Here is a 25,469-nt window from a genome sequence, read left to right as displayed (position 1 = left end):
CTGGTTTCTCAAACTGCCCAAATTGGACAGATAGGCGTGTGTGCGATCTAAAGGTGTTTTGAGAGCATGTAGCGACGAGAAATACGATAGGAATATGGTCAACCTACATGCTGAAAGCCCTTAACAAGTTATTTGGTGGGCGAAGTGGAGTGATCGAGACCGCGCCGAGCGCCAGAGTGTTGCCGCTTAAAGACGTGGAAGATGAAGAAATCCCTCGATACCCACCTTTTGCCAAGGGCCTGCCAGTGGCCCCACTAGACAAGATACTGGCAACCCAAGCTGAACTGATTGAGAAAGTGCGGAACTCTCTCGGTTTCACTGTGGACGACTTCAACCGGCTTGTTTTGCCGGTGATCCAGCGGTATGCCGCGTTTGTTCACCTGTTGCCAGCTTCCGAATCACACCACCACCGTGGCGCTGGTGGTCTGTTCCGACATGGGCTTGAAGTGGCCTTCTGGGCAGCTCAGGCATCTGAGTCAGTTATCTTTTCCATCGAGGGGACGCCTCGGGAACGCCGTGACAATGAGCCGCGTTGGAGACTGGCGAGCTGTTTCTCTGGGCTGCTGCATGATGTGGGTAAACCGCTCTCGGATGTGTCCATTACGGACAAAGACGGGTCAATCACATGGAACCCGTATTCGGAGTCACTTCATGACTGGGCACACCGTCACGAAATCGACCGTTACTTTATCCGGTGGCGCGACAAGCGACACAAAAGACATGAGCAATTCTCGCTGCTGGCGGTGGATCGAATTATTCCGGCTGAGACTCGGGAGTTTCTGTCCAAGTCTGGCCCGTCCATCATGGAAGCGATGCTGGAAGCTATCTCAGGAACCAGCGTCAATCAGCCTGTGACCAAGCTGATGCTTCGCGCTGACCAAGAGAGCGTCTCACGGGACCTTCGCCAGAGTCGTCTCGATGTGGACGAGTTCTCCTATGGTGTGCCCGTCGAGCGTTACGTGTTCGATGCCATCCGCCGCCTGGTTAAAACCGGAAAATGGAAGGTCAATGAGCCAGGCGCGAAAGTCTGGCACCTCAACCAAGGTGTATTCATTGCCTGGAAACAGCTTGGGGACCTTTATGACTTGATCAGCCACGACAAGATCCCCGGTATCCCACGAGACCCTGACACACTGGCCGACATTCTCATCGAACGTGGTTTTGCTGTACCAAACACGGTGCAGGAGAAGGGTGAACGTGCGTACTACCGCTACTGGGAAGTTTTGCCTGAGATGCTCCAGGAGGCGGCGGGTTCGGTGAAGATCTTGATGCTCCGACTCGAATCAAACGACCTGGTGTTTACGACTGAGCCTCCTGCGGCTGTTGCTGCGGAAGTTGTTGGTGATGTTGAGGACGCTGAGATTGAGTTCGTTGATCCTGAGGAAGCCGATGACGGTGACGACCAAGAGGAAGGTGAAGCAGCTCTGAACGATGACATGTTGGCCGCAGAGCAGGAAGCAGAGAAAGCTCTAGCTGGCCTTGGCTTTGGTGATGCGATGGAGATGCTGAAAAGCACCTCCGATGCTGTCGAGGAGAAGCCAGAGCAAAAAGATGCGGGACCAACGGAATCATCTAAGCCTGACGCTGGCAAGAAGGGTAAGCCGCAGAGCAAACCGGGCAAAGCAAAACCGAAGAGTGATACGGAGAAACAACCCCATAAACCAGAGGCAAAAGAGGATCTGTCCCCTCAGGACATTGCCAAAAACGCACCACCTTTGGCAAACGACAATCCGTTACAAGCACTCAAGGATGTTGGGGGTGGACTGGGGGACATCGACTTCCCGTTTGACGCATTCAACGCATCGGCAGAGACAACCAGCACTGACGCAACAAACTCAGAAATCCCAGATGTGGCAATGCCCGGAAAGCAAGAGGAGCAGCCAAAACAGGACTTCGTTCCACAAGAACAAAACTCCCTGCAGGGCGATGACTTTCCAATGTTCGGTGGTTCTGATGAACCGCCATCATGGGCGATTGAGCCGCTCCCTATGCTGACTGACGCACCAGAACAACCAACGCACACGCCAGAAATGCCGCATACGGACAACGTTAATCAGCATGAGAAGGACGCAAAGACCTTGCTCGTTGAGATGTTGTCTGGATACGGGGAAGCATCGGCGTTGCTTGAACAAGCGATCATGCCTGTTTTGGAAGGTAAAACGACGCTGGGCGAAGTCCTATGCCTGATGAAGGGGCAAGCCGTCATTTTGTACCCGGATGGCGCTCGGTCGCTGGGTGCGCCGTCAGAGGTTCTCTCGAAGCTGTCCCACGCCAACGCGATTGTTCCGGACCCGATTATGCCAGGTCGCAAAGTTCGTGATTTCAGCGGAGTGAAGGCAATTGTACTGGCGGAGCAGCTTTCAGATGCAGTCGTGGCGGCCATTAAGGATGCCGAGGCGTCAATGGGTGGATACCAGGATGCCTTTGAGCTCGTCTCTCCCCCTGGCTTGGATGCAAGCAAAAATAAGTCTGCACCGAAACAACAAAGCCGAAAAAAGGCGCAGCAGCAGAAGCCTGAGGTTAATGCCGGTAAAGCCTCGCCTGAACAAAAGGCGAAAGGTAAGGACTCCCAGCCACAGCCGAAGGAGAAGAAGGTCGATGTTACTTCTCCGGTTGAAGAGCAACAGCGCAAGCCGGTCCAAGAAAAACAGAACGTGGCTCGCCTTCCTAAGCGGGAGGCTCAACCGGTGGCTCCTGAGCCCAAAGTTGAGCGTGAGAAGGAATTGGGACACGTCGAGGTGCGAGAAAGGGAAGATCCAGAGGTTAGGGAGTTTGAGCCGCCTAAGGCGAAAACAAACCCGAAAGACATCAACGCGGAAGATTTCTTGCCGTCTGGTGTTACGCCTCAGAAAGCACTCCAGATGCTCAAGGACATGATCCAAAAACGCTCGGGCCGATGGCTCGTGACACCTGTCCTGGAAGAGGATGGCTGCTTAGTAACCAGTGACAAAGCCTTCGACATGATTGCCGGTGAAAACATCGGCATCAGCAAACACATCCTCTGCGGGATGCTGAGCCGGGCACAGAGACGCCCTTTGCTCAAGAAACGTCAGGGAAAATTGTATTTAGAGGTAAATGAAACATGACAATGAGTTATGACCCGCTCGCCTACGAGATGCCGTGGCGGCCCAACTATGAAAAAAATGCTGTAGCAGGCTGGCTTGCCGCCTCCGGCGCGGCTTTGGCCGTAGAGCAAGTCAGCACGATGCCGCCGGAGCCATTCTATTGGATGACGGGGATCTGTGGCGTGATGGCGATGGCTCGTTTGCCCAAGGCTATCAAACTTCACCTGCTCCAAAAGCATTTGAAGGGGCGTGATCTGGAGTTTATTTCCATTGCGGAGCTCCAAAAGTACATCAAGGACACGCCGGACGATATGTGGCTTGGTAGTGGGTTCCTGTGGGAAAACCGCCATGCCCAGCGCGTGTTTGAGATCCTGAAACGCGACTGGACTTCCATCGTAGGGAGAGAGTCCACGGTCAAAAAGGTTGTCCGGAAGATACAGGGTAAGAAAAAGGAGCTGCCAATCGGCCAGCCCTGGATTCACGGGGTAGAGCCCAAAGAAGAGAAGCTGATGCAGCCACTCAAGCACACTGAGGGGCATTCGCTGATCGTTGGGACCACCGGCTCGGGCAAGACCCGTATGTTCGACATCCTGATTTCACAGGCCATTCTGCGTGGGGAAGCCGTGATCATCATAGACCCGAAAGGGGATAAGGAGATGCGGGAGAATGCCCGACGTGCCTGTGAAGCTATGGGGCAGCCGGAAAGATTCGTCTCATTTCATCCAGCATTCCCGGAAGAGTCGGTGCGTATCGACCCTCTGCGTAACTTCACCCGCGTGACTGAAATCGCAAGTCGTTTGGCAGCGTTGATCCCGTCCGAAGCAGGGGCCGACCCGTTCAAATCATTTGGATGGCAGGCACTGAACAACATCGCTCAGGGCTTGGTCATCACTCATGATCGTCCCAACCTGACAAAGCTCCGCCGATTCCTTGAAGGTGGCGCTGCTGGCTTGGTCATCAAGGCCGTTCAGGCTTACTCAGAGCGAGTTATGCCCGACTGGGAGGCAGAAGCAGCGGCTTACTTGGAAAAAGCCAAAAACGGTTCGCGTGAGAAGATCGCTTTCGCGTTGATGAAGTTCTACTACGACATCATCCAACCTGAGCACCCGAACTCTGACCTGGAAGGCTTGCTGTCGATGTTCCAGCACGACCAAACCCACTTCTCCAAGATGGTGGCGAACCTCCTGCCGATCATGAATATGCTGACGTCCGGGGAGCTAGGCCCTCTGCTGTCTCCAGACTCATCTGATCTGAGCGACGAACGCCAGATCACCGATTCCGCAAAAATCATCAACAACGCTCAAGTTGCTTATCTGGGGCTCGACTCCCTGACCGACAACATGGTTGGTAGTGCTATGGGGTCCATCTTCCTGTCAGACCTGACAGCGGTTGCCGGTGACAGATACAACTACGGCGTCAACAACAGACCCGTAAATATCTTTGTTGATGAGGCTGCCGAGGTGATCAACGACCCGTTCATCCAGCTCCTGAACAAAGGTCGCGGTGCGAAACTTCGTCTTTTCGTTGCAACTCAGACTTTTGCTGACTTCGCAGCTCGACTGGGTAGCAAAGACAAAGCGCTCCAGGTGTTGGGGAACATCAACAACACGTTTGCTCTGCGTATCGTCGATGGTGAAACCCAGGAGTATATCGCGGATAACCTGCCGAAGACCCGGCTCAAGTACGTCATGCGGACTCAAGGCCAGAACTCGGATGGCAAGGAGCCCATTATGCACGGAGGCAACCAAGGCGAGCGTTTGATGGAGGAGGAAGCTGATCTGTTCCCAGCCCAGTTATTGGGAATGCTTCCGAACCTGGAATACATAGCCAAAATTTCAGGCGGAACAATCGTAAAAGGCCGTCTGCCCATATTGACCCAGTAAGAGCAGAGCTATGTGTGACAAGAAGTATAGAGATTACGAGGTAGCCATCATGGTCGATGTGAACCCTTTCGACAGGGTTATGAATGAATTGAAAAGTCGTGGCCGCAAGAACGCTCACATCCTGAGCATCCTCCAATTCGACTGGCCTGCATCGGAGGCCATCATCGAGAAGCTGAGCTGCTACATCACAGACGGGATTAAGGCTAATCAGGAGCCTGTGATTTACCCGATCATTGAAGAAGCTCTGCATCGCTACAGCCAGCTCGTGTTTCATGAGCAGAGAGAGAAATATGAAGACCCGGCCAGAATTGGGGCATTTCTGGAAACCCTGATCACCGAAACCTGCCGGGCGTTGGAAGTGCAAATTGTCGATAGTGGCGGTGATTCATGGTCTGTCGATTCAGGAGAGTCGTTCTCACTGTGGCTTTCTTCCCATCCAGGAGAACTATCCATTAACCCGCAGCCCCATGAGGATGAGACCTCTTTGCGTGGCTTGCTGTATGAGCTCATCACCTGTGAGAGCGTGAAAACTGTTTTAAGGAGAACCGACTATGAAGAAGCCGTGGTTGCTGGTCGCATGGCTGCTGGTTATTGAGTTGCTGGCAATATTGCTGCTGATCCCTGGCGACTGGACAGACAGAGCCATCAAAAGGGAATCCGTGCTGGTGGAACAGAGTCTTGGTGTCGAAGCAAGAGACTGGATACAGAACAAAGCATCTACCTGGTTCAGGTCGAGCGTTATTGATTCAGGCTTCTATGAGGGGATGTACCAAACGCTGATCCCATCAGAAGAGGAGCGCCAGAAGTCCAAGGGGATGCAGGATATGGGCAAGGGCTGGTTTGTGTGGGTCAAAGGCCGCATGGAAGCCTTTGTCAACGTCATTTACCAGTTCTACACACGGTTGGCGCTGTTAGCCGCGTGGGCTCCCTATATGCTGATCCTGTTCGTACCTGCGGTATATGACGGGATGATGACATGGCGAATTAAGCGGACCAACTTCGATTATGCGAGTCCGGTTCTCCATCGTTATAGCGTTCGCGGAACGATGTACCTGATGGCCGGATTGTTCATCGCGTTCTTCATCCCCATAGCGCTCGATCCGGTTGTCATCCCGATGACAATGATGACGTGCTGTGTCCTGGTTGGCCTGACGTTCGGCAACCTCCAGAAACGGGTATAGGGAGGGAGGATGAGCTACTCCGTTATAAATCAAGATGGGGTGCATCTGTGCGACATCCCATTGAACGTCTACCAGGTGATACGTCGCCAATCCTTGTCTGCGTTGTGGCTTTACTGGGCGCAGAGCTTGAATTTGGTGAAGGTGCTCATTGCTTGCGTCGGAAAGATGATCTTTGTGATGCCGGTAATGTGGTTCTGGGTGCTGGTGGTGTGCCGCTTGGTTGAACCAGAACGTATCTCAGACGTGCCAGGACTTATCTCTCCGGACGTGATCGGGTGGGCCGCTGGTGCGGCCATCACCCTCATTATCTATTCCGTTTTTACACGCCCAGCTTTGTACGGATACCACAACTTTTTCAAGCAGCATATTTGCTCAAGAGTAAAGCAAGTAACGCCGGAACTCAGAACAGTCACTGGGCCACTGTTCTTTTACCGAAACGAAATTGGAACGATATAGAGAGGAACCATGAAAGTAACCAATAAACTCAAACTGCTGGCACTGGGGCTGTGTATGGCCGGTACTGCCATCGCGGCTCCTGATGTGCTCAATGACGACGCAAAGCTCAAGAACCTTGAGAAGGTGTGTCCCGACTGTAAGATGGTGGCAAAAGATGTACTCAATCTGCGGGTTGAAAACTGCCAGCTCAAAGACACTTCCAGTGCAATGATGATTGGCACCATGCAAAATGACCCTATGTTTTCGTTTATGCTGGCAGTACACACAGCGGCAGGCTCGGAGGCATACAAAACGGTAGTTGGTGCCGCTGGCAACCATGTTGACTGTGAAAACCCGTTGAACTGGATCAAGCTGACCCAGCAAGCGATTAAAGGAGGCAAAGTCTAATGCGTAAGAGAGATTTCTTTTTTGGAGAGGTGTATGAGGGGGTGCAGGAGCCACTCTACGACTGAGTGATATGGAACCATTGGCAAGAAAAGTGTCGGCAGAGTTCTTCACTGCACAACTGAACCGTATGCTGAAAGAGCATGACGGTCAGTTGACGCTCAGCGATGGAACGTCGTACCCCAGCTTTTGGAGCTTCATCGACAAGGTTGTTCCAGAGCAGGTTGGTTTCGTGGAGATCTACGCTCGGCAGGATGTTAACGATAATGTTGAAGCGACACTGGCGTGTGACATCGTTTTGGTAAATGGTGTGATCACCGTTAAACCTCACTGGTGTGCTTACAAAGACATCAGGGCTGACGAAGTGATTTCCACCTTACTGGTGCCTTTGCATTTGAAGGCTCTCCAGGGTAAGGCTTACATTCGCTGGGATGATGGTGAAACCGAACCTCTGTTACAAAACGACGACTATCAGGCTGAACTTGAAAATGTGTTTAGTGTTTCCAAGTACCCATCAGCCATGAGCTGGGGCGATACAGCAGACCAGAAGGTTAAGCAGTACAAGATGGACCTTGAGTGCGCCACAGATGTTGGTTGTCGAGGTGTCTCATCAGAGCAAGCATGGGATGCTTATCGAGAACTCCGTTACAATAGAACAGTGTGAAACAAGCGGCCATTGGCCGCTTTGAACTTTCACATGTGAAAGTTTTTCGCCTCCCGCTCTTATCATCTCCTCGAATAAACCTCCATAAAGTGCCCAAAATGGGCCGTAACAGCACTGTTCCTAGATTGATCAATTAAGAGACGATTACTCCGTGATGACGACAAGTTATTTGGAGGGTCTATGTCCGCACAAGCTCACGTCAGAGAAAGCGAAAGCTCATCTGGTTCATTCATCTCCTGGCAGTTCCTTGTCTGGCAGGTGATGTTCGTTATAGGTGTTGTTGCAGGGATGAACCTGGAACACGCATTCAATTTTCTAGGTTAATGGGAGGAAGTGTGAACCTTAATAAACAATTTTTCTGGTTTTTGATGAACGCGGTGCTGATGTGCATCTTCATCGTTCCAGTGGCCGTCGCGTTTTGGCTGTCTGCTTTTGCGGCAGGTTTTGACTGGAGTCAGTGGGTTAAGTTGGCTGCTGATACGGCCAACAGAGCTGCAAGTGACCCGGCCAAGGCTCTGGGCACGGTTCAGACCTACTGGGGCATTCTCAGCTTCTTCCTGCTGGCGGCGTACAGTCTGATGTTCAAGTTTAAAGCCAATGCTAACAAGGAAGTGAAAACTCTGGGGGTGGCCCGACCAGCCAATGAAGTTAGCGTTGCGGCTTCGGAAAAACATTCGGAAGCGGTTCCTCAAAATCAATAACCGATCCAGTAAACGCAAAAAAGGCGGCTTAGGCCGCCTTTTTTTATTTGTCGCTGGAAGTGCCCGAAAAGGGCGCGAAGCCGTGGCAGAAAATCAGTGACCCTGAATGAGAATACAGGCCACTAGGAAAAGAAGAGGGTTGCTATGAAGCCTGTAAAGATACCGCGCCGGGTCGATGAGCCCCCGCATCTGCTGTTGTGGAGCGCAGATGAGTTGGCCCCGATGCTTTTGGGGCTAACGATAGGGGTCATCATCGGTAAGGCCCTGATCTGCTTTCTGGGGGGGTTACTTGTAACCAACCTTTATCGCCGATTCAGGGATAACCATCCGGATGGATACCTGCTCCACATGATCTACTGGGCCGGGTTCATCATGACCAAGGCCAAATCTCTCAAGAATCCGTTTGTCCGGAGGTATTTGCCTTGAACCTGAAAAAGTATCTCAAGACCTGGGAAGGGACCCAAACAGAAAATAAGTGGGGACGAATCTTCCAGGGTGGTCTTATTGCTATCGTTTTCCTGCTGGTGGTCCAAGTATTCAGCAAGGAAACCATCGTCACTATCCAGCCTTTCACGCTCACGGAAGAAGCCTGGGTGACGAAAAATAACGCCTCTCAGTCCTATAAAGAGGCTTGGGGTTTCGCTTTTGCTCAGCTCCTTGGCAATGTGACGCCAGGAACCGTTGACTTTGTGAAAGAACGGATCACCCCGCTTCTCTCCCCGAGCATCTATCAGGACGTGATTGATGCCATCGAAATTCAAGCTCAACAGATCAAGAACGACCGCGTAACCATGCGGTTTGAGCCGCGTTTTGTTGAGTACGAGCCCAAGAGCGACAAGGTGTTTGTCTACGGATATTCCTACGTCAAAGGGGCTTCTTCTAACGAAGAGCGTAGCGAACGCTCCTACGAGTTCGCCATCAAGATTTCAAACTACGCGCCCGTGCTGGACTACATCGACACCTATGTAGGAAAGCCACGCACCAAAACTGTTTTGGAGCAACTCCAGCGCAAAGAAGAAAACCGGAGAAAGCATGAAGAACAACGCTAAACTTTCGCTCCTGGCGCTGTCCTTGGCGCTTGGAACTTCAATGGCCTATGCCTCGGATGACATTCCTGTTGTCCCGGCCAGTGTTATGAAAAAGGATGTTCCTGCCCCTGTGACGTCAGGACAAAGCTCCCATGAGGTTGTGGGCAGCATGAATGAAAACCCCTTACTGACGATGAAGCCGGGGGTTAACCAGATCATCCCGATAGCCGTTGGTCATCCGAACCGAATCGTCACGCCTTTCAGCAATCCTGAGATCGTTTCAACATCTCTGACCGGGGCGACGGATAACGGCCAGTGTGGTGAGGTCTGCATCAAAGAGAATGTGGTCTATGTCGCCACGGATAAGCAGTATCCGGTGACTATGTTCATTACTGAAAAAGGCTCGGAAGCCCAAGCTCTCAGCCTGACGATGGTTCCCCGTCGTATTCCGCCCAGAGAAGTCTTTCTCAAGCTCGATGGTGGTGTAGGTATCACTGGTGCTTTTGCCAATACCAAGGCTGAGACCTGGGAACAGAGCCAGCCTTATGTCGAAACCATCCGGTCAGTATTCCGAAAGATTGCTCTTGGTGAAGTCCCTCAAGGTTACACGTTGAACCGCATCCCTGCTGGTGCTGCGGTGCCGAGCTGCGCTCATCCTGGGGTAAAGGTGGATTTTAGCAAGGGGCAATACATGATGGGCCACCACCTTAACGTGTTCATCGGTGTCGCCCTGAACGTCTCTGATCAGCCTATTGAGTTCAAAGAGGCGTTGTGTGGGAGCTGGGATGTGGCTGCGGTGACTACGTGGCCGCTTAACGTGCTTGAGCCCGGCCAGAAGACGGAGATCTATGTGGCGAAGAAGCAGAAGCGTGGTCTCGCACCAACGTCTAAGCGTCCATCGCTGCTGGGAGGTGCCCAATGATTAAGCGATTTTGGACACAGTTAGACCCCAACAAGAAGCGTTGGGTGTCTATCGCTGGCGGCGTCTTCGTTCTTTTTGCGGTCGTGACAATGTTCTCTGGTGAACCCAAGAAAGAAGAGAAGCGCGGTCGCCAAGAAACCATCAAGCACGTTCTCACAGACAAAAACACCCGTGAGATCGGGATAGATTCGTTGTCTGCCGATGTGAAGATGGTGTCTCGTGAAAACTCCGACCTGAAAAAGGAGCTGGAACGAGTCAAGAAAGAGCTGGAGGAAACCAAAACCACTGCCGGGAAATCCAGTGATGTTGGCCGTGAGATGACCCGCCTTCGTCAAGATTTGGACCGCCTGACCCAGAAGAACATGGAATTGGCTAAGAAAGTCGAAACCGGCGCTGCTGGTGGAAAAACATCCTCTTCATCAGAGGATGCCAGAGCCGATGTTAATGGTGCATCTGGTGGTGATGGTCAGTTCATGGAGAAAAAGCTCGACTACAAAGATCCAGCATCCTTTTTTCGGGACGCACCGCTTCCTGACTCGAAGGGTGGGGCTCCTGCAACTGGCAAGGGAGACGGTCGTGATGCAACTAAACCAGGCATCCAAATAGTGAGCTACTCGCAGAAAGCGCCAGAAGTTGAAGAGAAGGACAACAAGGATGATGAGTCTATCTACCTACCTTCTGGCTCCATCCTGACAGGGGTGCTCATCAACGGTATGGACGCACCAACATCTCAAGGTGCTCGTCGAGATCCGTTCCCTTCGACCCTCAGGATTCAGAAAGAGGCTATTTTGCCTAACCGCTTCCGTGCGGATGTTCGTGAGTGCTTCCTGATTGTTTCAGGCTATGGAGATCTCAGTTCAGAGCGAGCGTACCTGCGTGGCGAGACCTTCTCGTGCGTTCGGGATGATGGGGGGGTCATAGAAGCGAAGCTGGATTCCTATGCAGTGGGTGAAGACGGTAAGGCCGGTGTCCGTGGTCGCGTCGTATCGAAGCAGGGGCAAATCATCGCCAAGAGCTTGATGGCAGGCTTCCTTGGTGGCGTTTCCGAAGCCTTTGACGTCAATCCTGTGCCGGTCGTCAGCACTAACCCTGGCTCAAATACCCAGTACCAGTCTGTGTTCTCCGACCAGATGTTGCAGGGAGCAGCAGTGAAGGGGGCCAGTAAGGCGCTAGATCGCATCGCTCAGTTCTATATCGACATGGCCGAAGGCATCTTCCCCGTTATCGAGGTCGATGCTGGCCGTCAGGTAGACATCATCGTGACCAAAGGAACCAAGCTACAAATTCGTTCCACCGGGGGAACCAAGAAATGAAAAATTTGAACATTTTGACCAGAAAGGGCAGTTCCAGAGGCGAGGCTCAAAAGGAACAGGCAGTAAGATCCGCAAAGATGTTGGGGGTGGGTGCAGCGCTACTTATTTTGTCGGGCTGTTCGACGTTCAACATCGGCAAGGATGAGTATAGCTGTCCGGGAATGCCGAATGGTGTTCAGTGTATGTCAGCGCGAGACGTTTACGCCGCAACCAATGACGGAAATGTCCCGCGCCCAATGAAACCAGAGGAAGTCGAGGCCAAAGCGGAAGCGGATGGCGAAGGTTCCTCAAACGTTTCAGCGAACTCATCTAGCTCCGGAGACCCGGTGATTGACAACTATGTCGCACCGCGTCTTCCGGATCGCCCGATTCCAATTCGTACACCAGCACAGGTTATGCGGATTTGGGTAGCTCCCTGGGAGGACACCAATGGTGATCTCATCGTGACAGGGTATGTCTATACCGAAATCGAACCGCGCAGGTGGGTGATTGGGGATGGCACACCGCAAAGTGAGCCAGTTTTGAGACCGCTGCAAACGGTACAACACGAACCGAAGTCTGAAACAACCAAATAGGAGATGTTCTTGATGAACGCAAATCAGTTGGCGAATGCCTCAAGTAAAAACAACGCACTCTTCCTCTTCCTGGGGTTGATGGTGGTAGCCTTCCTGCTCGTGCCGGATCAGGCCCACGCTGGTACTGGTGGTACAGCGTTTGACGACGTATGGGTAACTCTCAAGGATTGGACCCAAGGTACTTTGGGTCGAATCGTTGCGGGTGCGATGATCCTGGTCGGTGTTGTTGGTGGTATCGCTCGCCAGAGCCTCATGGCTTTCGCTATGGGTATCGGTGGCGGTATGGGCCTGTACAACTCCCCGACCGTAGTGGAATCCATCATGTCTGCTACTCTGGAACATGCAGAGAAGGTCATCCCGGCTGTTGTGCAACTCAGCAATGGCCTGGGGGTGTAAAAGACACCTTGCCGTTAATCAACGGGTGATAGGGGCAGCCTAAAAGCTGCCCTTATTTTTTGGCAAAAAGTCCAGTCATAACAAATTCCAACTATTTCCTTATTTGCTCAAAAAGGGCACTTCCACAGCCCATGTTTATGCACTCCCTCCCGTAACCTCCAGCATTGGGTTCTTGTAACTCAAAACGAATGGAGAATGCGATGATCAATTTCAAGCCTAAAATTCCGGCGATGCTTGGGGCTCTGGCGGTTCTTACCGCTGGTGCTGCTCATGCAGAGCTGCTGGAATACACCTTTAAGGCTCCAGATGGTACGCAACGGTCTCTGACTCCGAATGCCAACTATGCCAACCCAACGGGCAATATCTCGTTTGCCTTGAGTGCCGGTATCGACCGAAAGGTAAAGATTTCGGTGATTCGGTCGGATGGAACAGTGGTTTCGACAGCGACCAGCCACCTTCTTGGGGCTACTGATCGCATCACAGTGGGTGGAAAATCCTACTATGGTGCGGAACTTCAACTACCGGCTCCTTCCGAGGGAGTCTACAAACTAAGGGCCGAAATACTGGCGTCAGACGGAAGTTCCGTTCAGACTGATGAATACCCGCTTCAAGTCGATACGACAGCGCCAAGTTTGGCAAACGTGACAGTAAAAGGGGAATGGAACCGGGCGCTTTCTGATGGAACGCTACTGCGAGGTCCTAACCGATTTTCAGGTATAGATGTGTCTGCATCTGATGCCGGTTCTTCGGTTTCCTCTATACAGGCGTATGCTGTAGATAGCAAAGGCAAGAGGAGTCCTGTTGTCTCGGTTAATTACGCCAACGGCCAAGGCCAGTTGTTGAACTGGAGCACTGTGTTCCCTAATGGGGAGGATCTATATACGCTTCATTTCGAGGCCCTGGATAAAGCAGGGAACAAAGGGTCAATAGCCTATCCTATTGCTTGGGATTCAGTAGGTGCAAAGTCTGGAGAGAATCCTGAGCCAGTAGCAGTGTATGACCCTAAGAACCCGCAGGCCTCAACTTTTAAGGTTAATGGTCAGGCCCTATCAGGTTTTGCGCCTTATCAGAACGGAATGACCATTTATTCCGATACCTACAGGGTGCTCTACCGGATACCCAAAACAAACTCCTATCCTTCTTCACCTTACGGTGCTCAAAGCGGTAACTGGTGTGATTATAAAAACTGTATTGAAGGCAATATCATTGCCGAAGACGGTACATATGATTATCGGCAGACGCAAGCTGATGTATTCCAGCAACATGGGACAAAAACTAAGTCGTTTATTATTTACGACTGGGTTATGAACTCTCTTGGTAATACATCCGTCAGTGTGAAAGCTGATCCATCGGTTAGCTTGGCTCCCATCGGTAAGTATGTTGAATATCTTAGGGATGATGGTCAGTGGGTCCGCGGTGAAACCATTAATATGAGCTCAGTTAACCATTATAAAAAACTGAGATTTCATGTTGAGCCGAGACCTTACGCTCAGGAGTTATGGGGATCTTGGTTGCCTACTACTAAAATTCCGGCAAATGCTTCTTATGCAGAAGTGGATACGGATATATCGTTCAGTGGGCGCTCATGTTCATGGCCTGGATATTGGTCTCGACCGGAAGGGAAGCCTGAACTTCCGTCTGATCGGATTGGGGCAACGTTCTGCTATGACCTTAACCCTCCTGAAATTGCTGGGTTAGAACGAAATGGGCGGATTTTTAAAGCTCATTTCCGTGAGCCTGATTCATTTGACGGTTGGGGTGTTAACCAGTGGGTTATTTCTAACAACTCAAGTGCGTCTGCGATAACCTCGACTGGCGAAGAACGTCCGTTGTCTCGTACTGAAGTTCTTCGTAGTAGCACAAATGATTGGTTTTTCACATTTTCTGCTGAGAATCTGTCAGAGGGCACATATACCGGCATATCTCTCGTAGCTAAAGATGCTTTCGGTAATGAGGTTAAGCAGGTATTCACTGGCTCCCAATATGCTATGAGCATAGATAATTCAGCGCCGACACTAACCGTATCGATCAGTGATGGAGCACCAATCCAGTCTTTGGATGATGTTGTAATCACCTTGACTGATACTGCCGACCCGAGTCCTAAGCTGACCTCTATTGCCCTCGTCGGAGGCCCAGCCGATGACAAGGTGCAGTTGTCTTGGCGTGAGGAGTCGAAAGGTCGATTCCGCCTTGAGTACCCGGTAATGTTCCCGTCTTTGAAGGAAGGGGAATCTTACACGCTGACTGTTTCCGGTGAGGACGCACAAGGCAACGCGGTTCAAAAGGCGGTTGGCTTCGAGTACAAACCGCGTCAGGTGATGCTGGCGGATGGGATGGATGGCAAGGTTATGGTCCCCGCTGTCACTCATGAATTTGTTCATGCAGATGGCAAGCGGATCATCGAGACCAAGCCGCTGACGCTCAGTGATGGTGCTGTCGTGACAGGTTCATACGACGTGTTTGCGACCCTCCGTTCTGATGCGAAAGTGCCGCTGGTGGTGAATGGGGTGCGTATCGAGCCGGGCCAGACAATGGGGATCATGAGCCAACATGATTTCGGTGCGTCAGGTGGTCGTTTGAGCATTCCGGTTAAACCGGCTGTTCCTGATGTGGTCGGCTCTTCCAGTCTTCTTGTCATGACCTCCGCGCCGAACTCACCCATCTTGGTTGTGGACATCAATACCTGGAAAGGGACGGCCAAGCTCTCGGCTGAATCATGGACAATTCGCCAGGTTATTGACCCGGTGAAAATCTATGCCCTGCCAGAGTCGGGTGTGCCTTGCCGGTTCACCACGAAAGAGGATGTGGCTATGGCCGCAGACCCAATTCGTGACCCGGTGTGTTTGCTCCAATGGGACAGAACTCCGGATGAGGCTGAACAAACTACGCAGGACAACAACGGGATGAAAGTTGCCGGGCTGGTGGGGCAGGCTGTGAGCATTGGTGAACAACCTGTCGAATACAGCCTGTACCTGTTCAGTGGTGACGGTTCCAAGGTAAAAGTTGGGTCTGGCTCTCAGAACCTGACGGTAACTACTGCCTATGGCTCTGTTGGTTACACCCCGATTGATGACATTGCTCAGGTGAATCGCGTCATTGAAGACTTTGATGTGAACTTCAAGCAGAGCAAAGGTCCTGATTGTTCAATCACTCTCAGTGCTGACCGTGCGAAAAACGAGGCCGCGAACAAAGCTGTTGGCAGTGCAAGCCGCACCTGTCTGTTCGAGTGGCAGCAGATCCCCGATGGACTGGTCCAAGACCCGTTATCGGAATCTCCTTCGTTGTCAGGTTCCCTGGCCGAGAACGGTGATCACCCTCTGGGGTGGCGGGTAAGTATTTTCACCCGTAACGGCACTCGGGTGACGTTGAACGACGAGACTTTCAATGTCGAAGCGGTTGACCCACCAGCTCCGACCGTTGAACTAGCCTCCGACTACAACTTCAAAGACAACATCTACTTGGTGCCGATGACAGGTAACTACCTGGGTGATGCCATTATCAACTCTGAACGAGCTGATCTGGATATTGCCATATCGCGCAACTCTGATGTTCTTGAGTCTGAGACCTTCACTCCGGGATGGGGTGCCACCAATAAGGTGTATCGCCGCATCAATACCGATGAGCGAGCGTTGTGGGAGGAGACCACCTACAAGGTGAACGCGGCCTACAACAAGGTGCCTGATGTGAAGACTGAGGTTGTCTACCGGGCTATCTCTGCACCTTCTGACAGTATCCGTCCTATCGTTGAAGTTAAAGGTGATACCGCGATTGACACCCAGGCATTGCCGGTTAGGGTTCTCATCCGTGATCAGTACAAACCTGATGGTGACTATGACGCTAACACGATGGGGGTGTGGAAAGTACGCCTGATCCAGCAAAAGGCCTACAACGAGACGGTTGCGCTCACTGATTATGCGGAAGCATCGAACGGTGAAGCTCAGTTCTCAGTAGACCTGTCTGGTGTGGATACTTCCTCCGTCCGTATCGCTGCTGAGGCTGTTCTGGAAAGCCCTGTTGAGGGTTACAACCGCACAGAGTTGTCTATCAGACCTGCCTTCTTGACAGTGCTTCGTGGTGGTGCCATCGGTGCTGGCGTGGAGGCTCGCAAGTTGTCTGGTGAAGCTCCGTTCACTGCTGTGTTCAAGCTATCTTTGGACGACCGTCAGGATCTCCGGGCTACCGGCCAGGTTGTGTGGGAAACCAGTAAGGACGACGGTAAAACCTGGGAGCAGTTCATCCCAGAAGATCGATACAAGTATCAGCTTGTGAAGACCTTCGACAAGGGGGAGTACCAGGTTCGGGCCAAGGTGGTGAACGTCAACTCAGGTGCGGAAAAGTACACCGAAGCGGTCAGTGTTGTCGCTTACGACAAACCTGATATTGCTGTTATCGGCCCGACCACGTTGTTTGTCGGAAGTGAAGGCAAGTACACAGCGAACCTGACGTTGAACGATGAGCCAATCTCCGGTGGCAATGCCATTGTTGAGTGGTCTACTGACGGTGGCAAAACCTACGCGCAGACAGGGGATAGCATCACGCTTTCGAGCGATGAAGAAACCCGATACCGCCTGTGGGCTCGTGTGCGCTCTGCCACTGCACCGGCTGATGACGGCTATGCCTATGAAGTTGCGAAAACGGCAGTTGACTTCCGAGCAGTGAAGGCCCCCCGTCCTTACGTGACAGGGCCGCGAGTCATTGAGACCGGTAAGAAGTATGTGTTCAAAGCCGAAACCAGCCTGCCTTACCGTGGGATGGACGTGAAGCTGAACGGGTTCTTCACGCTGCCTGATGGCTCAATTGTGCAGGGTGATACTGCTGAGTACGTGCCTTCGGACACTGACCTCAACCAGGCTACTGTAGAAACGAAGTACACCACCTGGATCGAAGGATACCGAGATCAGGGTGCAGAAGCCTCGCATAGCCTACGCTCCCGCGTGTGGCAGTATGTATGGCCGAGCTTCGGAATGCAGGTCAGGAAGAACGCTGACGTGGCTCCTGCGACGATCACCGCGTCAGTGCGGCCAATTGCCTTCAACGGCAAGCTGGAAGAACCGACCTACGAGTGGGAGTTGCCGGAAGGCGCAGTGATTCAGGATCAGCGGCAGGATATTGTCCGGTCCTTTGTGATCAATGAGCCGGGCGATTACAACATCAAGGTGACTGTCCGTGATGCTCGCGGCCATGAAACCGTGATCGAGCAACCGCTCAAGATCGGCCAGGCAGAGCCCTATGCTATCGACCTGCAATACTCTGGCTCGAACAAATACGAGCGTGAGCCTCTGGATGTGCTGTTGCGACCGTACATTTCTGGCGGCCACCCACGCGACCGTATTTCGACTCGCGTCTACTCGGTAGATGGTACGCCGTTGGAAAGCAGCGGTTACTACGGCAGAGCAACTCTGGGCGCTGGTGAGCACAGCATCAAGCTGAAAATAACCTCAGAAATGGGGCATGAAGCTGAGGGCGAGGTGAACATCAATGTGGCAGAGAACAAGTTGCCTGCATGTAGCCTGAGCTCACGAGAGACCGTTGGGTCGTGGATCGTTTATGCGAACTGCGAAGATACCGATGGCCGCATGAAGTCCTACGAATGGACCATTGCCGGTGAGTTGCAGAGCATCAGCTCTGATCGAGTGACTATCAGCAAGGGCACCTATGAAACGATGCCGACCATCTCTCTGGTTGGGGTCGATGACTCTGGTGGCAAATCCGAAGCTGTTACCATGAACTAAGGTTCATTCCTCTCAAAGCCCGGTTCAGACCGGGCTTTTTTTTGTATCGCGCTGGAATTGTCCAAATTGGGCTATTACAGAGGCGAGTCTATTTCCCTCCCCCGGATACACTGCCCAGCATCCAGTAATCCAATCTTAGGGGATAGACATGCGGACAAAATTACTCGGGGCGCTGATGGTGTTCGGGATTATTACCGGCACGGCTCATGCGTCATCGAAATTGGAAATCACCGATCCCAGAGCGGCGAAGATAGAGGACATCGTAGAGCTACCCATCAAAGGGGTTCGAGCCGTCCAAAGTGATGGGCAGATCATGTTCCTCTCTGAAAACGGGCGATTTGTTATTTCAGGACAAATCTACGACCTGTGGAGCAAGAAGCCCCTCAACACGATGTCCCAAATGAGGGATGTAGCGGAGCGTATCCACTTCAAGAGCATGGGCATGGATGTGGACACGCTGAACACCGTTTCGATGGGGCGTGGTGACAAAGAGGTGGTGGTCTTTGTCGATCCTAGATGCGCGGTTTGCCATCAGCTCATGGGTGATGCCAAATCGCTGGTGGATGATTACACCTTTAAATTTATCGTGATTCCTGCTCTGGGTGCTGAGTCCAACCGCTTGGCAAAGAACTTGTACTGCGCGAAAGACAAAACCCACGCGCTCGATGCGCTGATGAACAACACCTTGGGTTCCCTTCCTTCAAAAGAAACCTGCGACCCCGGCCAATACGATCAAACGCTGCTGACAGCTCATTTCATTGGGATTGAGGGCGTTCCGTTCGTGGTTGCTCCGGATGGTCGTGTCAGCAAAGGACGTCCGAAGAACCTGAAATCATGGTTGGAGAGTGTTGAATGATCGTAACCATCAAAAAGAAACTCGAAGAAACGTTGATCCCGGAGCACTTGCGAGCTGCCGGGATTATTCCTGTCCTGGCCTATGACGAAGACGATCATGTCTTCCTTATGGATGACCACAGTGCAGGCTTTGGTTTCATGTGTGAGCCCCTGTGTGGTGCCGATGAAAAAGTTCAGGAGCGAATGAACGGTTTCCTGAATCAGGAGTTCCCGTCGAAGACTACGCTCCAGTTTGTTCTGTTCCGCTCCCCGGACATCAATCAGGAGATGTACCGGATGATGGGGTTGCGTGATGGCTTCCGTCACGAGCTGCTGACATCTGTCATCAAGGAACGGATTAACTTCCTCCAGCACCACACGACAGAACGCATATTTGCCAAGACCAACAAAGGTATCTACGACAATGGCTTGATCCAAGACCTCAAGCTGTTCGTTACGTGCAAAGTCCCCATCAAGAACAATAACCCGACTGAAAGCGAACTCCAGCAGCTCGCACAGCTTCGCACGAAGGTCGAATCATCGCTTCAAACCGTTGGTCTGCGTCCCCGCACAATGACGGCGGTGAACTACATCCGGATCATGAGCACCATCCTGAATTGGGGGCCGGATGCTTCATGGCGACATGACTCTGTGGATTGGGAGATGGATAAGCCCATCTGCGAGCAAATCTTCGATTACGGCACTGATGTGGAAGTCAGCAAGAACGGCATCAGGCTGGGGGACTACCACGCGAAAGTCATGTCAGCGAAAAAGCTGCCTGACGTTTTCTACTTTGGTGATGCGTTGACCTATGCCGGGGATCTCAGCGGCGGCAACTCCAGCATCAAAGAAAACTACATGGTTGTGACCAATGTGTTTTTCCCTGAGGCAGAAAGCACGAAAAACACTCTGGAGCGCAAACGCCAGTTCACTGTAAACCAAGCCTACGGGCCGATGCTCAAATTCGTGCCGGTGCTGGCGGACAAAAAGGAGAGCTTCGACACTCTCTATGAGTCCATGAAAGAGGGGGCTAAGCCAGTCAAGATCACCTACTCGGTGGTTTTATTTGCTCCAACCAAAGAACGTGTTGAAGCGGCGGCGATGGCCGCACGAAACATCTGGCGTGAATCTCGGTTCGAGCTGATGGAGGATAAGTTCGTTGCTCTGCCGATGTTCCTCAACTGCCTGCCATTCTGTACAGACCGGGATGCAGTGCGAGACCTATTCCGCTACAAGACCATGACAACCGAGCAGGCGGCTGTGGTCCTGCCGGTGTTTGGGGAATGGAAGGGGACCGGGACCTATCATGCAGCGCTGATTTCCCGCAACGGCCAGCTCATGAGTCTGTCTCTTCACGACAGTAATACCAACAAAAACCTGGTGATCGCAGCCGAATCCGGCTCGGGTAAATCGTTCCTTACCAACGAACTGATTTTTTCCTACTTGTCCGAGGGTGCTCAGGTCTGGGTTATTGATGCCGGTAAGTCCTACCAGAAGCTGTCGGAAATGCTCAATGGCGACTTCGTTCACTTTGAAGAAGGAACGCACGTCTGCCTCAACCCGTTCGAGCTCATACAGAACTACGAGGACGAAGAAGACGCGATTGTCAGCCTCGTTTGTGCAATGGCGTCGGCCAAAGGCTTGCTGGATGAATGGCAAATCTCTGCGCTGAAACAGGTCCTTTCTCGCCTGTGGGAAGAGAAAGGTAAAGAGATGAAGGTTGACGACATCGCTGAGCGCTGTCTGGAAGAAGAAAACGACCAGCGCCTCAAGGATATTGGTCAGCAGCTCTACGCCTTTACGTCGAAAGGTAGCTACGGGAAATACTTCTCTCGCAAGAACAACGTCAGCTTCCAGAACCAGTTCACTGTACTGGAGCTCGATGAACTGCAAGGGCGTAAGCACTTGCGTCAGGTTGTACTGCTCCAGCTTATTTACCAGATCCAGCAAGAAGTATTCCTGGGTGAACGTAACCGCAAGAAAGTCGTCATCGTGGATGAGGCCTGGGACCTGCTCAAAGAGGGCGAGGTCTCGGTCTTCATGGAACATGCCTACCGCAAATTCCGTAAGTACGGTGGCTCCGTTGTCATTGCAACGCAGTCCATCAACGACCTCTATGAGAACGCAGTGGGCCGCGCCATCGCGGAGAACTCGGCCAGCATGTACTTGCTCGGCCAAACCGAAGAAACCGTGGAATCTGTTAAACGTAGCGGTCGTCTGACCCTTTCAGAGGGCGGGTTCCACACCCTCAAGACGGTACACACCATCCAGGGCGTGTACTCAGAAATCTTTATCAAATCGAAGAGCGGCATGGGCGTCGGACGCTTGATAGTGGGCGACTTCCAGAAGCTGCTTTATTCGACCGATCCGGTGGACGTTAACGCCATCGACCAGTTTGTGAAACAAGGCATGAGCATTCCTGAGGCAATCAAGGCCGTGATGCGAAGCCGTCAGCAGGCTGCATAACCAGGGAGACAGTAATGGACATTAAATCAATCGCAATCGCCGCCATTCTCGGTGCCGCTGGTGGCTTCGGCGGTAGCTACTACGTGATGAGCGAACAAACGGCAAGCATCCATCAGCGTTTGAATCAAACCCCGCCAGTGGTCGTGGTTGACTTCGCTAAAGTGGCGTCGGCGTATCCCGCTGGTGCCTCTCAGGAGGAAGTTGAAAGACTGATGGTCAAGACCAATGACGCAATTTTGAAGTTGAAAGACGCAGGTTATTTGGTCCTTGACGCAAGTGCTGTCGTCGGTGCTCCAAGTGACGTGTACCTCCCTGATGAGGTGCTGAAATGAATTTTCCACTCAAGAAGTATTTCGTCAAAAAGGAATCCTGGAAGCGCTTCGGGGTTAAGGCCGGTGTGACACTACTGGTTCTTTGGGCTGCTGGTGCGGCCTTTGCCAGCCGCTACCGTATTGGCATTGATCCACAACAGGAGAAGTGCCTGCCGGGTTACACCTTCTTCCTCATTGATCTGAACGACCAAACTCTGGAGAGGGGAGCTGTTTACGCCTTCCAAGCCAAGAACATGCAGCCTTTCTACAAGGACGGGACTCGCATGGTCAAAATCCTCACCGGTATGCCGGGGGATAAAGTCGAGATCAACGATAAGTGGAAGATCACCGTCAATGGTGATGTCGTCGGAGAGGGGCTCCAGCTCGCAGGGAAACTACATCTGCCAGAGAGCCACTTTTACGGCAAGACCACGCTGAAAGAGAATAACTACTGGTTTATGGGCAAAAGCCCATTCAGCTTCGACTCACGTTACTGGGGGACTGTGAAAAATGATCAGATCATTGGCCGCGCATATCCCCTGTTCTAAGAGCGTTCTGGTGGCGTTGATATTCTCTGTGGCTGGCGGGGCATACGCTCAAGAGTCTCCGCTCACAGAGCAGGATAAGGCGCTTATTGAGAAAGGAAAGCAAATTGCCCAAAAGGCCCAGAAGATGGAAATGCCATCTCTGTTGCAAAACCAACACATGGACGAGGCTCAGGCCGAAGCCAAGGCATTTTTCAAGCAGCTCCAAACTACTAACCCAACGCTCAAGGAGATGCACCGGAAACAGGCTGAAAAGGGTATCTACTCTGACCATCGGATACTGGTTTTCGCCTCGTTGTCTCTTGGCGAACAGGGGTTAGATGACGTCCTAACGGCGGTGTCAGGCCAGCCTGATTCTGTAATTGTGTTCCGTGGCATCCCGGAAGGAATGAACTTGGGGCAGGGAGTTAAAGCTATTCAGGCGCTCGCGGCCAAAAAAGACCCAGTGCCGAACATCATCATCAACCCTACGTTGTTCAAAACGTACAACATCACAGCCGTTCCCACGATTGTGATGCTGGAGGATGAGCCGCTGCCTGGCGAACAACCAAACGTCGTCGCCCAGGTCTCCGGGTTGTCCGACCCGGTATGGTTGGCTCGGGAAGTGGATAACGGAGAAAAAGGCGATCTCGGCGTTAAGGGGCCGGTGGAGAAAATCAGTGAGCCAGACCTTATTGATGTTGCCAAGAAACGCCTTGCCAATATCGACTGGGAAGAGAAGAAGAAACAGGCTATAGAGCGCTTCTGGACCAAGCAGAATTTCAATGAGCTGCCCAGAGCGCCAAAATCTCGAACACGAGAAATTGACCCTAGCGTCATGATCACCAGTGACATCAGCACTCCGGATGGCACTGTGTTCGCTCACGCGGGTGACGTGATCAACCCATTGTGCGATCCGAAGGAAGTTTGCAAGCCTGGAACGCGGCCATTTACCCAAGCGGTCGTAGTTTTCGACCCGCTGGACAAAAAGCAAATGGAGCTGCTCGCCAAGAAGCTGCCTGAAATTAAGCAGGAACCTGGCGTACAACGGATTACCTATATCGCCACAGAGTTCGACAAAGACAAAGGCTGGGATTCCTACAAGAGTGTCACCGACAACTTTGACGCGCCGGTATATCTGCTGACGCCAGATCTGATTACCCGGTTCGAGCTGGAGCACACACCGAGCGTCATTACTGCCAGAGGCAAGAAGTTTGTTGTCCGCGAACTTGCTGAGGAGGGCGGTGAATGATTTTTGCCCCGGCTTTCCAACCAATTAAAGACGTCGGCACAGGTTCGTTTGTCGCTGCTGAGGTACTGGCTCGTTGGTACGACGAAGGCCGGGTTCTTACACCATCCTCTCTGTCATCACCTCCTTATTGGGGGCTGGTGGATATGGAGATGGCACGGTTCATTCAGGACAACCTTCATTATTGCTTGGATCTGTACCCAGCTCTTTTTCTGAATGTCTCTGAACATACTTTGCAATCAGACGTCATTTTCAAAGCGTGGTGGAGGGTTGTCCGCGACATTGCTAAGAATCACTCATCACGGCTTGTCATCGAGATTACCGAGGGCATTCAGGATGCCTCTCTCGCATTGAGATGGGAGGCTCTTACCGAAATAGGGGTTGAGCTGGCGCTGGATGACTATGGAGACAAAAACTCTTCGCTGGAGCGCCTGAGTCGTTATGACTGGCACTATTGCAAGTTTGACGCGAGAAGACTGCGGTCGCTTGAAGACTACTCGGCCATCCTCCACTGCCGCCGAAAAGGCATACAGCTCATTGCTGAGCAGGTGGAGAGCTTCCCATTGGGGGAGAGCGCCAAATTACTTGGACTGTCATGGCAACAAGGTTTCTATCACGGGAAGCCTGCTGTCATGGAGAAACACTTGAATTACGTAAAGGCCTTACCATGATGCAAAAAATTCTACGGGTCATTGCCGTTAGCGCGGTCTTTTGGGTTCGTTCGGTATCGGCTGACCCTGGGTGCCAGAATGCGGAAGTAATCGGCGGAAAACTGATTACTGACATCTGCTGGAGCTGTATTTTTCCCATCAAAGTAGCAGGGGTTCCTATAAGTGGTGGAGGCGGATCATTCCCGAGTGAAGCCGTAAGCAACCCTCTGTGTATGTGCGAGGATAATCTAGGGGTCCCTCGGCCTGGAGTCACCACTTCTATGTGGGAGCCAGCACGGCTTGTTGAATTTCAGAGAGTGCCTGGCTGCTCATCTGTCTTGAATGGTGTCAGGTTCCCGTTTGATAGGACTAACCAAGGGCATCATGGCATGGGAGACATGGATGGTGGTGATGGTTCTTTTATGCACTATCACTACTATGCGTTTCCTCTGTTGGTGATGCTCGATTTATTTATTAAGCAGACCTGTAATGCTGATGGGTATATGGATCTCGACATCATGTACATGTCGGAGCTCGACCCGACCTGGAACAATGATGAGCTCGCTTTTTTTACCAATCCAGAGGCGGCGGCAGTAGCAAACCCAATTGCGGCGGCTGCGTGTACTGCTGATGCTGTCTCATCAACCGCTGGAAAACCTTTAAAACAGCTTTTCTGGTGTGCTGGTTCATGGGGCACCCTGTATCCATTTAGTGGCAACCAGAATGGTGGAAAAGGTGTTATCCGCGATAGCAGTCTTCTTAGCACAAGGGTTCTGGCTGCTTTGCATCGCCGGGGGTTAGCGTGGAAGACAATGGGTTCTGAGGCTATGTGTAGAGGTGTTATTAGCCCAACACTACCCAAAACGCAGTACAAATTCACGCTATTGCATCCGGTTCCAGAGACAAACTCATCTCACGTAATTGGCGAATCCACTCTTACGTGGGGTCTGGCGCGAACTATACCGGCAATTGGGCAAGACCCTATTTACACCATCTGGCGATGGAATGATTGCTGTAACAATTGAGCAGACCCTAACGAATTTGCACGGGCATTTTAGATTATGCCCCAAAAGGGCCACTACACGTACAGGTGGCCCTTGTCTTCTCAGATAGCATGGGAAGGTTGAAATGGAGA

General features: G+C 52.1%; 23 protein-coding genes. All 23 read left to right on the top strand.

What is annotated here, in order from left to right; all coding sequences use genetic code 11:
- Window positions 1-107 precede the first annotated feature (107 nt).
- The 23 genes from mobH to R7Z47_RS20085 all read left to right on the top strand — a co-directional run bounded on the left by mobH (window position 108) and on the right by R7Z47_RS20085 (window position 25,359).
- On the top strand, window positions 108-3,086 hold the full coding sequence (gene mobH / locus R7Z47_RS20195) for a MobH family relaxase (protein WP_001337757.1): 2,979 nt from the start codon (window positions 108-110) through the stop codon (window positions 3,084-3,086).
- The gene (gene traD / locus R7Z47_RS20190; RefSeq protein WP_318130572.1) at window positions 3,083-4,948 is read left to right on the top strand and encodes a conjugative transfer system coupling protein TraD; all 1,866 of its coding nucleotides are present in this window, start codon (window positions 3,083-3,085) and stop codon (window positions 4,946-4,948) included. The genes mobH and traD overlap by 4 nt, the downstream gene beginning before the upstream one ends.
- Window positions 4,949-4,958: 10 nt before the next feature.
- Complete coding sequence (locus tag R7Z47_RS20185; protein ID WP_000332866.1) at window positions 4,959-5,543, top strand: hypothetical protein; 585 nt, start codon at window positions 4,959-4,961, stop codon at window positions 5,541-5,543.
- Window positions 5,500-6,129 (top strand): DUF4400 domain-containing protein, encoded by a 630-nt coding sequence (locus R7Z47_RS20180; protein WP_000743450.1) that lies wholly within the window; start codon window positions 5,500-5,502, stop codon window positions 6,127-6,129. The genes R7Z47_RS20185 and R7Z47_RS20180 overlap by 44 nt, the downstream gene beginning before the upstream one ends.
- Before the next feature lie 47 nt (window positions 6,130-6,176).
- Window positions 6,177-6,353, top strand: coding sequence for a hypothetical protein (locus tag R7Z47_RS20175; RefSeq protein WP_169342285.1), 177 nt, complete (start codon window positions 6,177-6,179; stop codon window positions 6,351-6,353).
- A gap of 241 nt (window positions 6,354-6,594) precedes the next feature.
- Window positions 6,595-6,972 (top strand): hypothetical protein, encoded by a 378-nt coding sequence (locus R7Z47_RS20170; RefSeq protein WP_000869261.1) that lies wholly within the window; start codon window positions 6,595-6,597, stop codon window positions 6,970-6,972.
- Between the two features lie 70 nt (window positions 6,973-7,042).
- Complete coding sequence (locus R7Z47_RS20165; protein ID WP_002210536.1) at window positions 7,043-7,633, top strand: hypothetical protein; 591 nt, start codon at window positions 7,043-7,045, stop codon at window positions 7,631-7,633.
- Window positions 7,634-7,813: 180 nt separating this feature from the next.
- Complete coding sequence (locus R7Z47_RS20160) at window positions 7,814-7,957, top strand: hypothetical protein (RefSeq protein ID WP_001275801.1); 144 nt, start codon at window positions 7,814-7,816, stop codon at window positions 7,955-7,957.
- An 11-nt stretch (window positions 7,958-7,968) separates the two neighbouring features.
- Window positions 7,969-8,334, top strand: a complete 366-nt coding sequence (locus R7Z47_RS20155) for a hypothetical protein (protein ID WP_001052531.1) — start codon at window positions 7,969-7,971, stop codon at window positions 8,332-8,334.
- Window positions 8,335-8,478: 144 nt separating this feature from the next.
- The gene (gene traL, locus R7Z47_RS20150) at window positions 8,479-8,760 is read left to right on the top strand and encodes a type IV conjugative transfer system protein TraL (protein ID WP_000805625.1); all 282 of its coding nucleotides are present in this window, start codon (window positions 8,479-8,481) and stop codon (window positions 8,758-8,760) included.
- Window positions 8,757-9,383, top strand: a complete 627-nt coding sequence (locus R7Z47_RS20145) for a TraE/TraK family type IV conjugative transfer system protein (protein WP_001049716.1) — start codon at window positions 8,757-8,759, stop codon at window positions 9,381-9,383. Before traL ends, R7Z47_RS20145 begins: the two co-directional genes overlap by 4 nt.
- Complete coding sequence (locus R7Z47_RS20140; protein WP_000794249.1) at window positions 9,367-10,284, top strand: type-F conjugative transfer system secretin TraK; 918 nt, start codon at window positions 9,367-9,369, stop codon at window positions 10,282-10,284. Before R7Z47_RS20145 ends, R7Z47_RS20140 begins: the two co-directional genes overlap by 17 nt.
- Window positions 10,284-11,597 carry a TraB/VirB10 family protein gene (locus R7Z47_RS20135; protein ID WP_024131605.1) on the top strand — a complete coding sequence of 438 codons (1,314 nt, stop codon included), beginning with the start codon at window positions 10,284-10,286 and terminating at the stop codon, window positions 11,595-11,597. The genes R7Z47_RS20140 and R7Z47_RS20135 overlap by 1 nt, the downstream gene beginning before the upstream one ends.
- On the top strand, window positions 11,594-12,172 hold the full coding sequence (gene traV / locus R7Z47_RS20130; protein WP_000793435.1) for a type IV conjugative transfer system lipoprotein TraV: 579 nt from the start codon (window positions 11,594-11,596) through the stop codon (window positions 12,170-12,172). Before R7Z47_RS20135 ends, traV begins: the two co-directional genes overlap by 4 nt.
- 78 nt (window positions 12,173-12,250) lie before the next feature.
- Complete coding sequence (gene traA, locus R7Z47_RS20125; protein WP_064754699.1) at window positions 12,251-12,568, top strand: TraA family conjugative transfer protein; 318 nt, start codon at window positions 12,251-12,253, stop codon at window positions 12,566-12,568.
- 200 nt (window positions 12,569-12,768) lie between these two features.
- On the top strand, window positions 12,769-18,300 hold the full coding sequence (locus tag R7Z47_RS20120) for an Ig-like domain-containing protein (protein WP_000606833.1): 5,532 nt from the start codon (window positions 12,769-12,771) through the stop codon (window positions 18,298-18,300).
- Between the two features lie 148 nt (window positions 18,301-18,448).
- Window positions 18,449-19,156: a DsbC family protein gene (locus tag R7Z47_RS20115; RefSeq protein WP_001259347.1), complete on the top strand. Its 708-nt coding sequence runs from the start codon at window positions 18,449-18,451 to the stop codon at window positions 19,154-19,156.
- Window positions 19,153-21,600 (top strand): type IV secretion system protein TraC, encoded by a 2,448-nt coding sequence (gene traC / locus R7Z47_RS20110; protein ID WP_000637386.1) that lies wholly within the window; start codon window positions 19,153-19,155, stop codon window positions 21,598-21,600. Before R7Z47_RS20115 ends, traC begins: the two co-directional genes overlap by 4 nt.
- 14 nt (window positions 21,601-21,614) lie before the next feature.
- On the top strand, window positions 21,615-21,932 hold the full coding sequence (locus tag R7Z47_RS20105) for a hypothetical protein (RefSeq protein ID WP_000351984.1): 318 nt from the start codon (window positions 21,615-21,617) through the stop codon (window positions 21,930-21,932).
- A complete protein-coding gene (locus R7Z47_RS20100) occupies window positions 21,929-22,459 on the top strand; it encodes a S26 family signal peptidase (RefSeq protein ID WP_001010738.1) in 531 nt (176 codons plus the stop codon). Before R7Z47_RS20105 ends, R7Z47_RS20100 begins: the two co-directional genes overlap by 4 nt.
- A complete protein-coding gene (locus R7Z47_RS20095) occupies window positions 22,422-23,687 on the top strand; it encodes a TrbC family F-type conjugative pilus assembly protein (protein ID WP_000621288.1) in 1,266 nt (421 codons plus the stop codon). The genes R7Z47_RS20100 and R7Z47_RS20095 overlap by 38 nt, the downstream gene beginning before the upstream one ends.
- Complete coding sequence (locus R7Z47_RS20090; protein WP_001337754.1) at window positions 23,684-24,355, top strand: EAL domain-containing protein; 672 nt, start codon at window positions 23,684-23,686, stop codon at window positions 24,353-24,355. The genes R7Z47_RS20095 and R7Z47_RS20090 overlap by 4 nt, the downstream gene beginning before the upstream one ends.
- A complete protein-coding gene (locus tag R7Z47_RS20085; protein ID WP_000983283.1) occupies window positions 24,352-25,359 on the top strand; it encodes a TraU family protein in 1,008 nt (335 codons plus the stop codon). Before R7Z47_RS20090 ends, R7Z47_RS20085 begins: the two co-directional genes overlap by 4 nt.
- Window positions 25,360-25,469 lie beyond the last annotated feature (110 nt).

Origin of the sequence: Vibrio sp. 1641 (assembly GCF_033339995.1) — a bacterium.
Classification (GTDB): Bacteria; Pseudomonadota; Gammaproteobacteria; order Enterobacterales; family Vibrionaceae; genus Vibrio; species Vibrio alginolyticus.
Note: the sequence above shows the minus strand (reverse complement) of the source record. Positions and strands in the feature narration are given on the sequence as shown.

Excerpts from the sequence above, each read along its gene's own strand:
- traD (WP_318130572.1), top strand. The coding sequence starts at position 3,083 with ATGACAATGAGTTATGACCCGCTCGCCTACGAGATGCCGTGGCGGCCC.
- R7Z47_RS20180 (WP_000743450.1), top strand. The coding sequence starts at position 5,500 with ATGAAGAAGCCGTGGTTGCTGGTCGCATGGCTGCTGGTTATTGAGTTG.
- traA (WP_064754699.1), top strand. The coding sequence starts at position 12,251 with ATGGTGGTAGCCTTCCTGCTCGTGCCGGATCAGGCCCACGCTGGTACT.
- R7Z47_RS20160 (WP_001275801.1), top strand. The coding sequence starts at position 7,814 with ATGTCCGCACAAGCTCACGTCAGAGAAAGCGAAAGCTCATCTGGTTCA.
- R7Z47_RS20090 (WP_001337754.1), top strand. The coding sequence starts at position 23,684 with ATGATTTTTGCCCCGGCTTTCCAACCAATTAAAGACGTCGGCACAGGT.
- R7Z47_RS20115 (WP_001259347.1), top strand. The coding sequence starts at position 18,449 with ATGCGGACAAAATTACTCGGGGCGCTGATGGTGTTCGGGATTATTACC.
- R7Z47_RS20095 (WP_000621288.1), top strand. The coding sequence starts at position 22,422 with ATGATCAGATCATTGGCCGCGCATATCCCCTGTTCTAAGAGCGTTCTG.
- traV (WP_000793435.1), top strand. The coding sequence starts at position 11,594 with ATGAAAAATTTGAACATTTTGACCAGAAAGGGCAGTTCCAGAGGCGAG.
- R7Z47_RS20100 (WP_001010738.1), top strand. The coding sequence starts at position 21,929 with ATGAATTTTCCACTCAAGAAGTATTTCGTCAAAAAGGAATCCTGGAAG.
- R7Z47_RS20165 (WP_002210536.1), top strand. The coding sequence starts at position 7,043 with ATGGAACCATTGGCAAGAAAAGTGTCGGCAGAGTTCTTCACTGCACAA.
- R7Z47_RS20140 (WP_000794249.1), top strand. The coding sequence starts at position 9,367 with ATGAAGAACAACGCTAAACTTTCGCTCCTGGCGCTGTCCTTGGCGCTT.
- R7Z47_RS20085 (WP_000983283.1), top strand. The coding sequence starts at position 24,352 with ATGATGCAAAAAATTCTACGGGTCATTGCCGTTAGCGCGGTCTTTTGG.
- R7Z47_RS20105 (WP_000351984.1), top strand. The coding sequence starts at position 21,615 with ATGGACATTAAATCAATCGCAATCGCCGCCATTCTCGGTGCCGCTGGT.
- R7Z47_RS20170 (WP_000869261.1), top strand. The coding sequence starts at position 6,595 with ATGAAAGTAACCAATAAACTCAAACTGCTGGCACTGGGGCTGTGTATG.
- R7Z47_RS20185 (WP_000332866.1), top strand. The coding sequence starts at position 4,959 with ATGTGTGACAAGAAGTATAGAGATTACGAGGTAGCCATCATGGTCGAT.
- traL (WP_000805625.1), top strand. The coding sequence starts at position 8,479 with ATGAAGCCTGTAAAGATACCGCGCCGGGTCGATGAGCCCCCGCATCTG.
- R7Z47_RS20120 (WP_000606833.1), top strand. The coding sequence starts at position 12,769 with ATGATCAATTTCAAGCCTAAAATTCCGGCGATGCTTGGGGCTCTGGCG.
- traC (WP_000637386.1), top strand. The coding sequence starts at position 19,153 with ATGATCGTAACCATCAAAAAGAAACTCGAAGAAACGTTGATCCCGGAG.
- mobH (WP_001337757.1), top strand. The coding sequence starts at position 108 with ATGCTGAAAGCCCTTAACAAGTTATTTGGTGGGCGAAGTGGAGTGATC.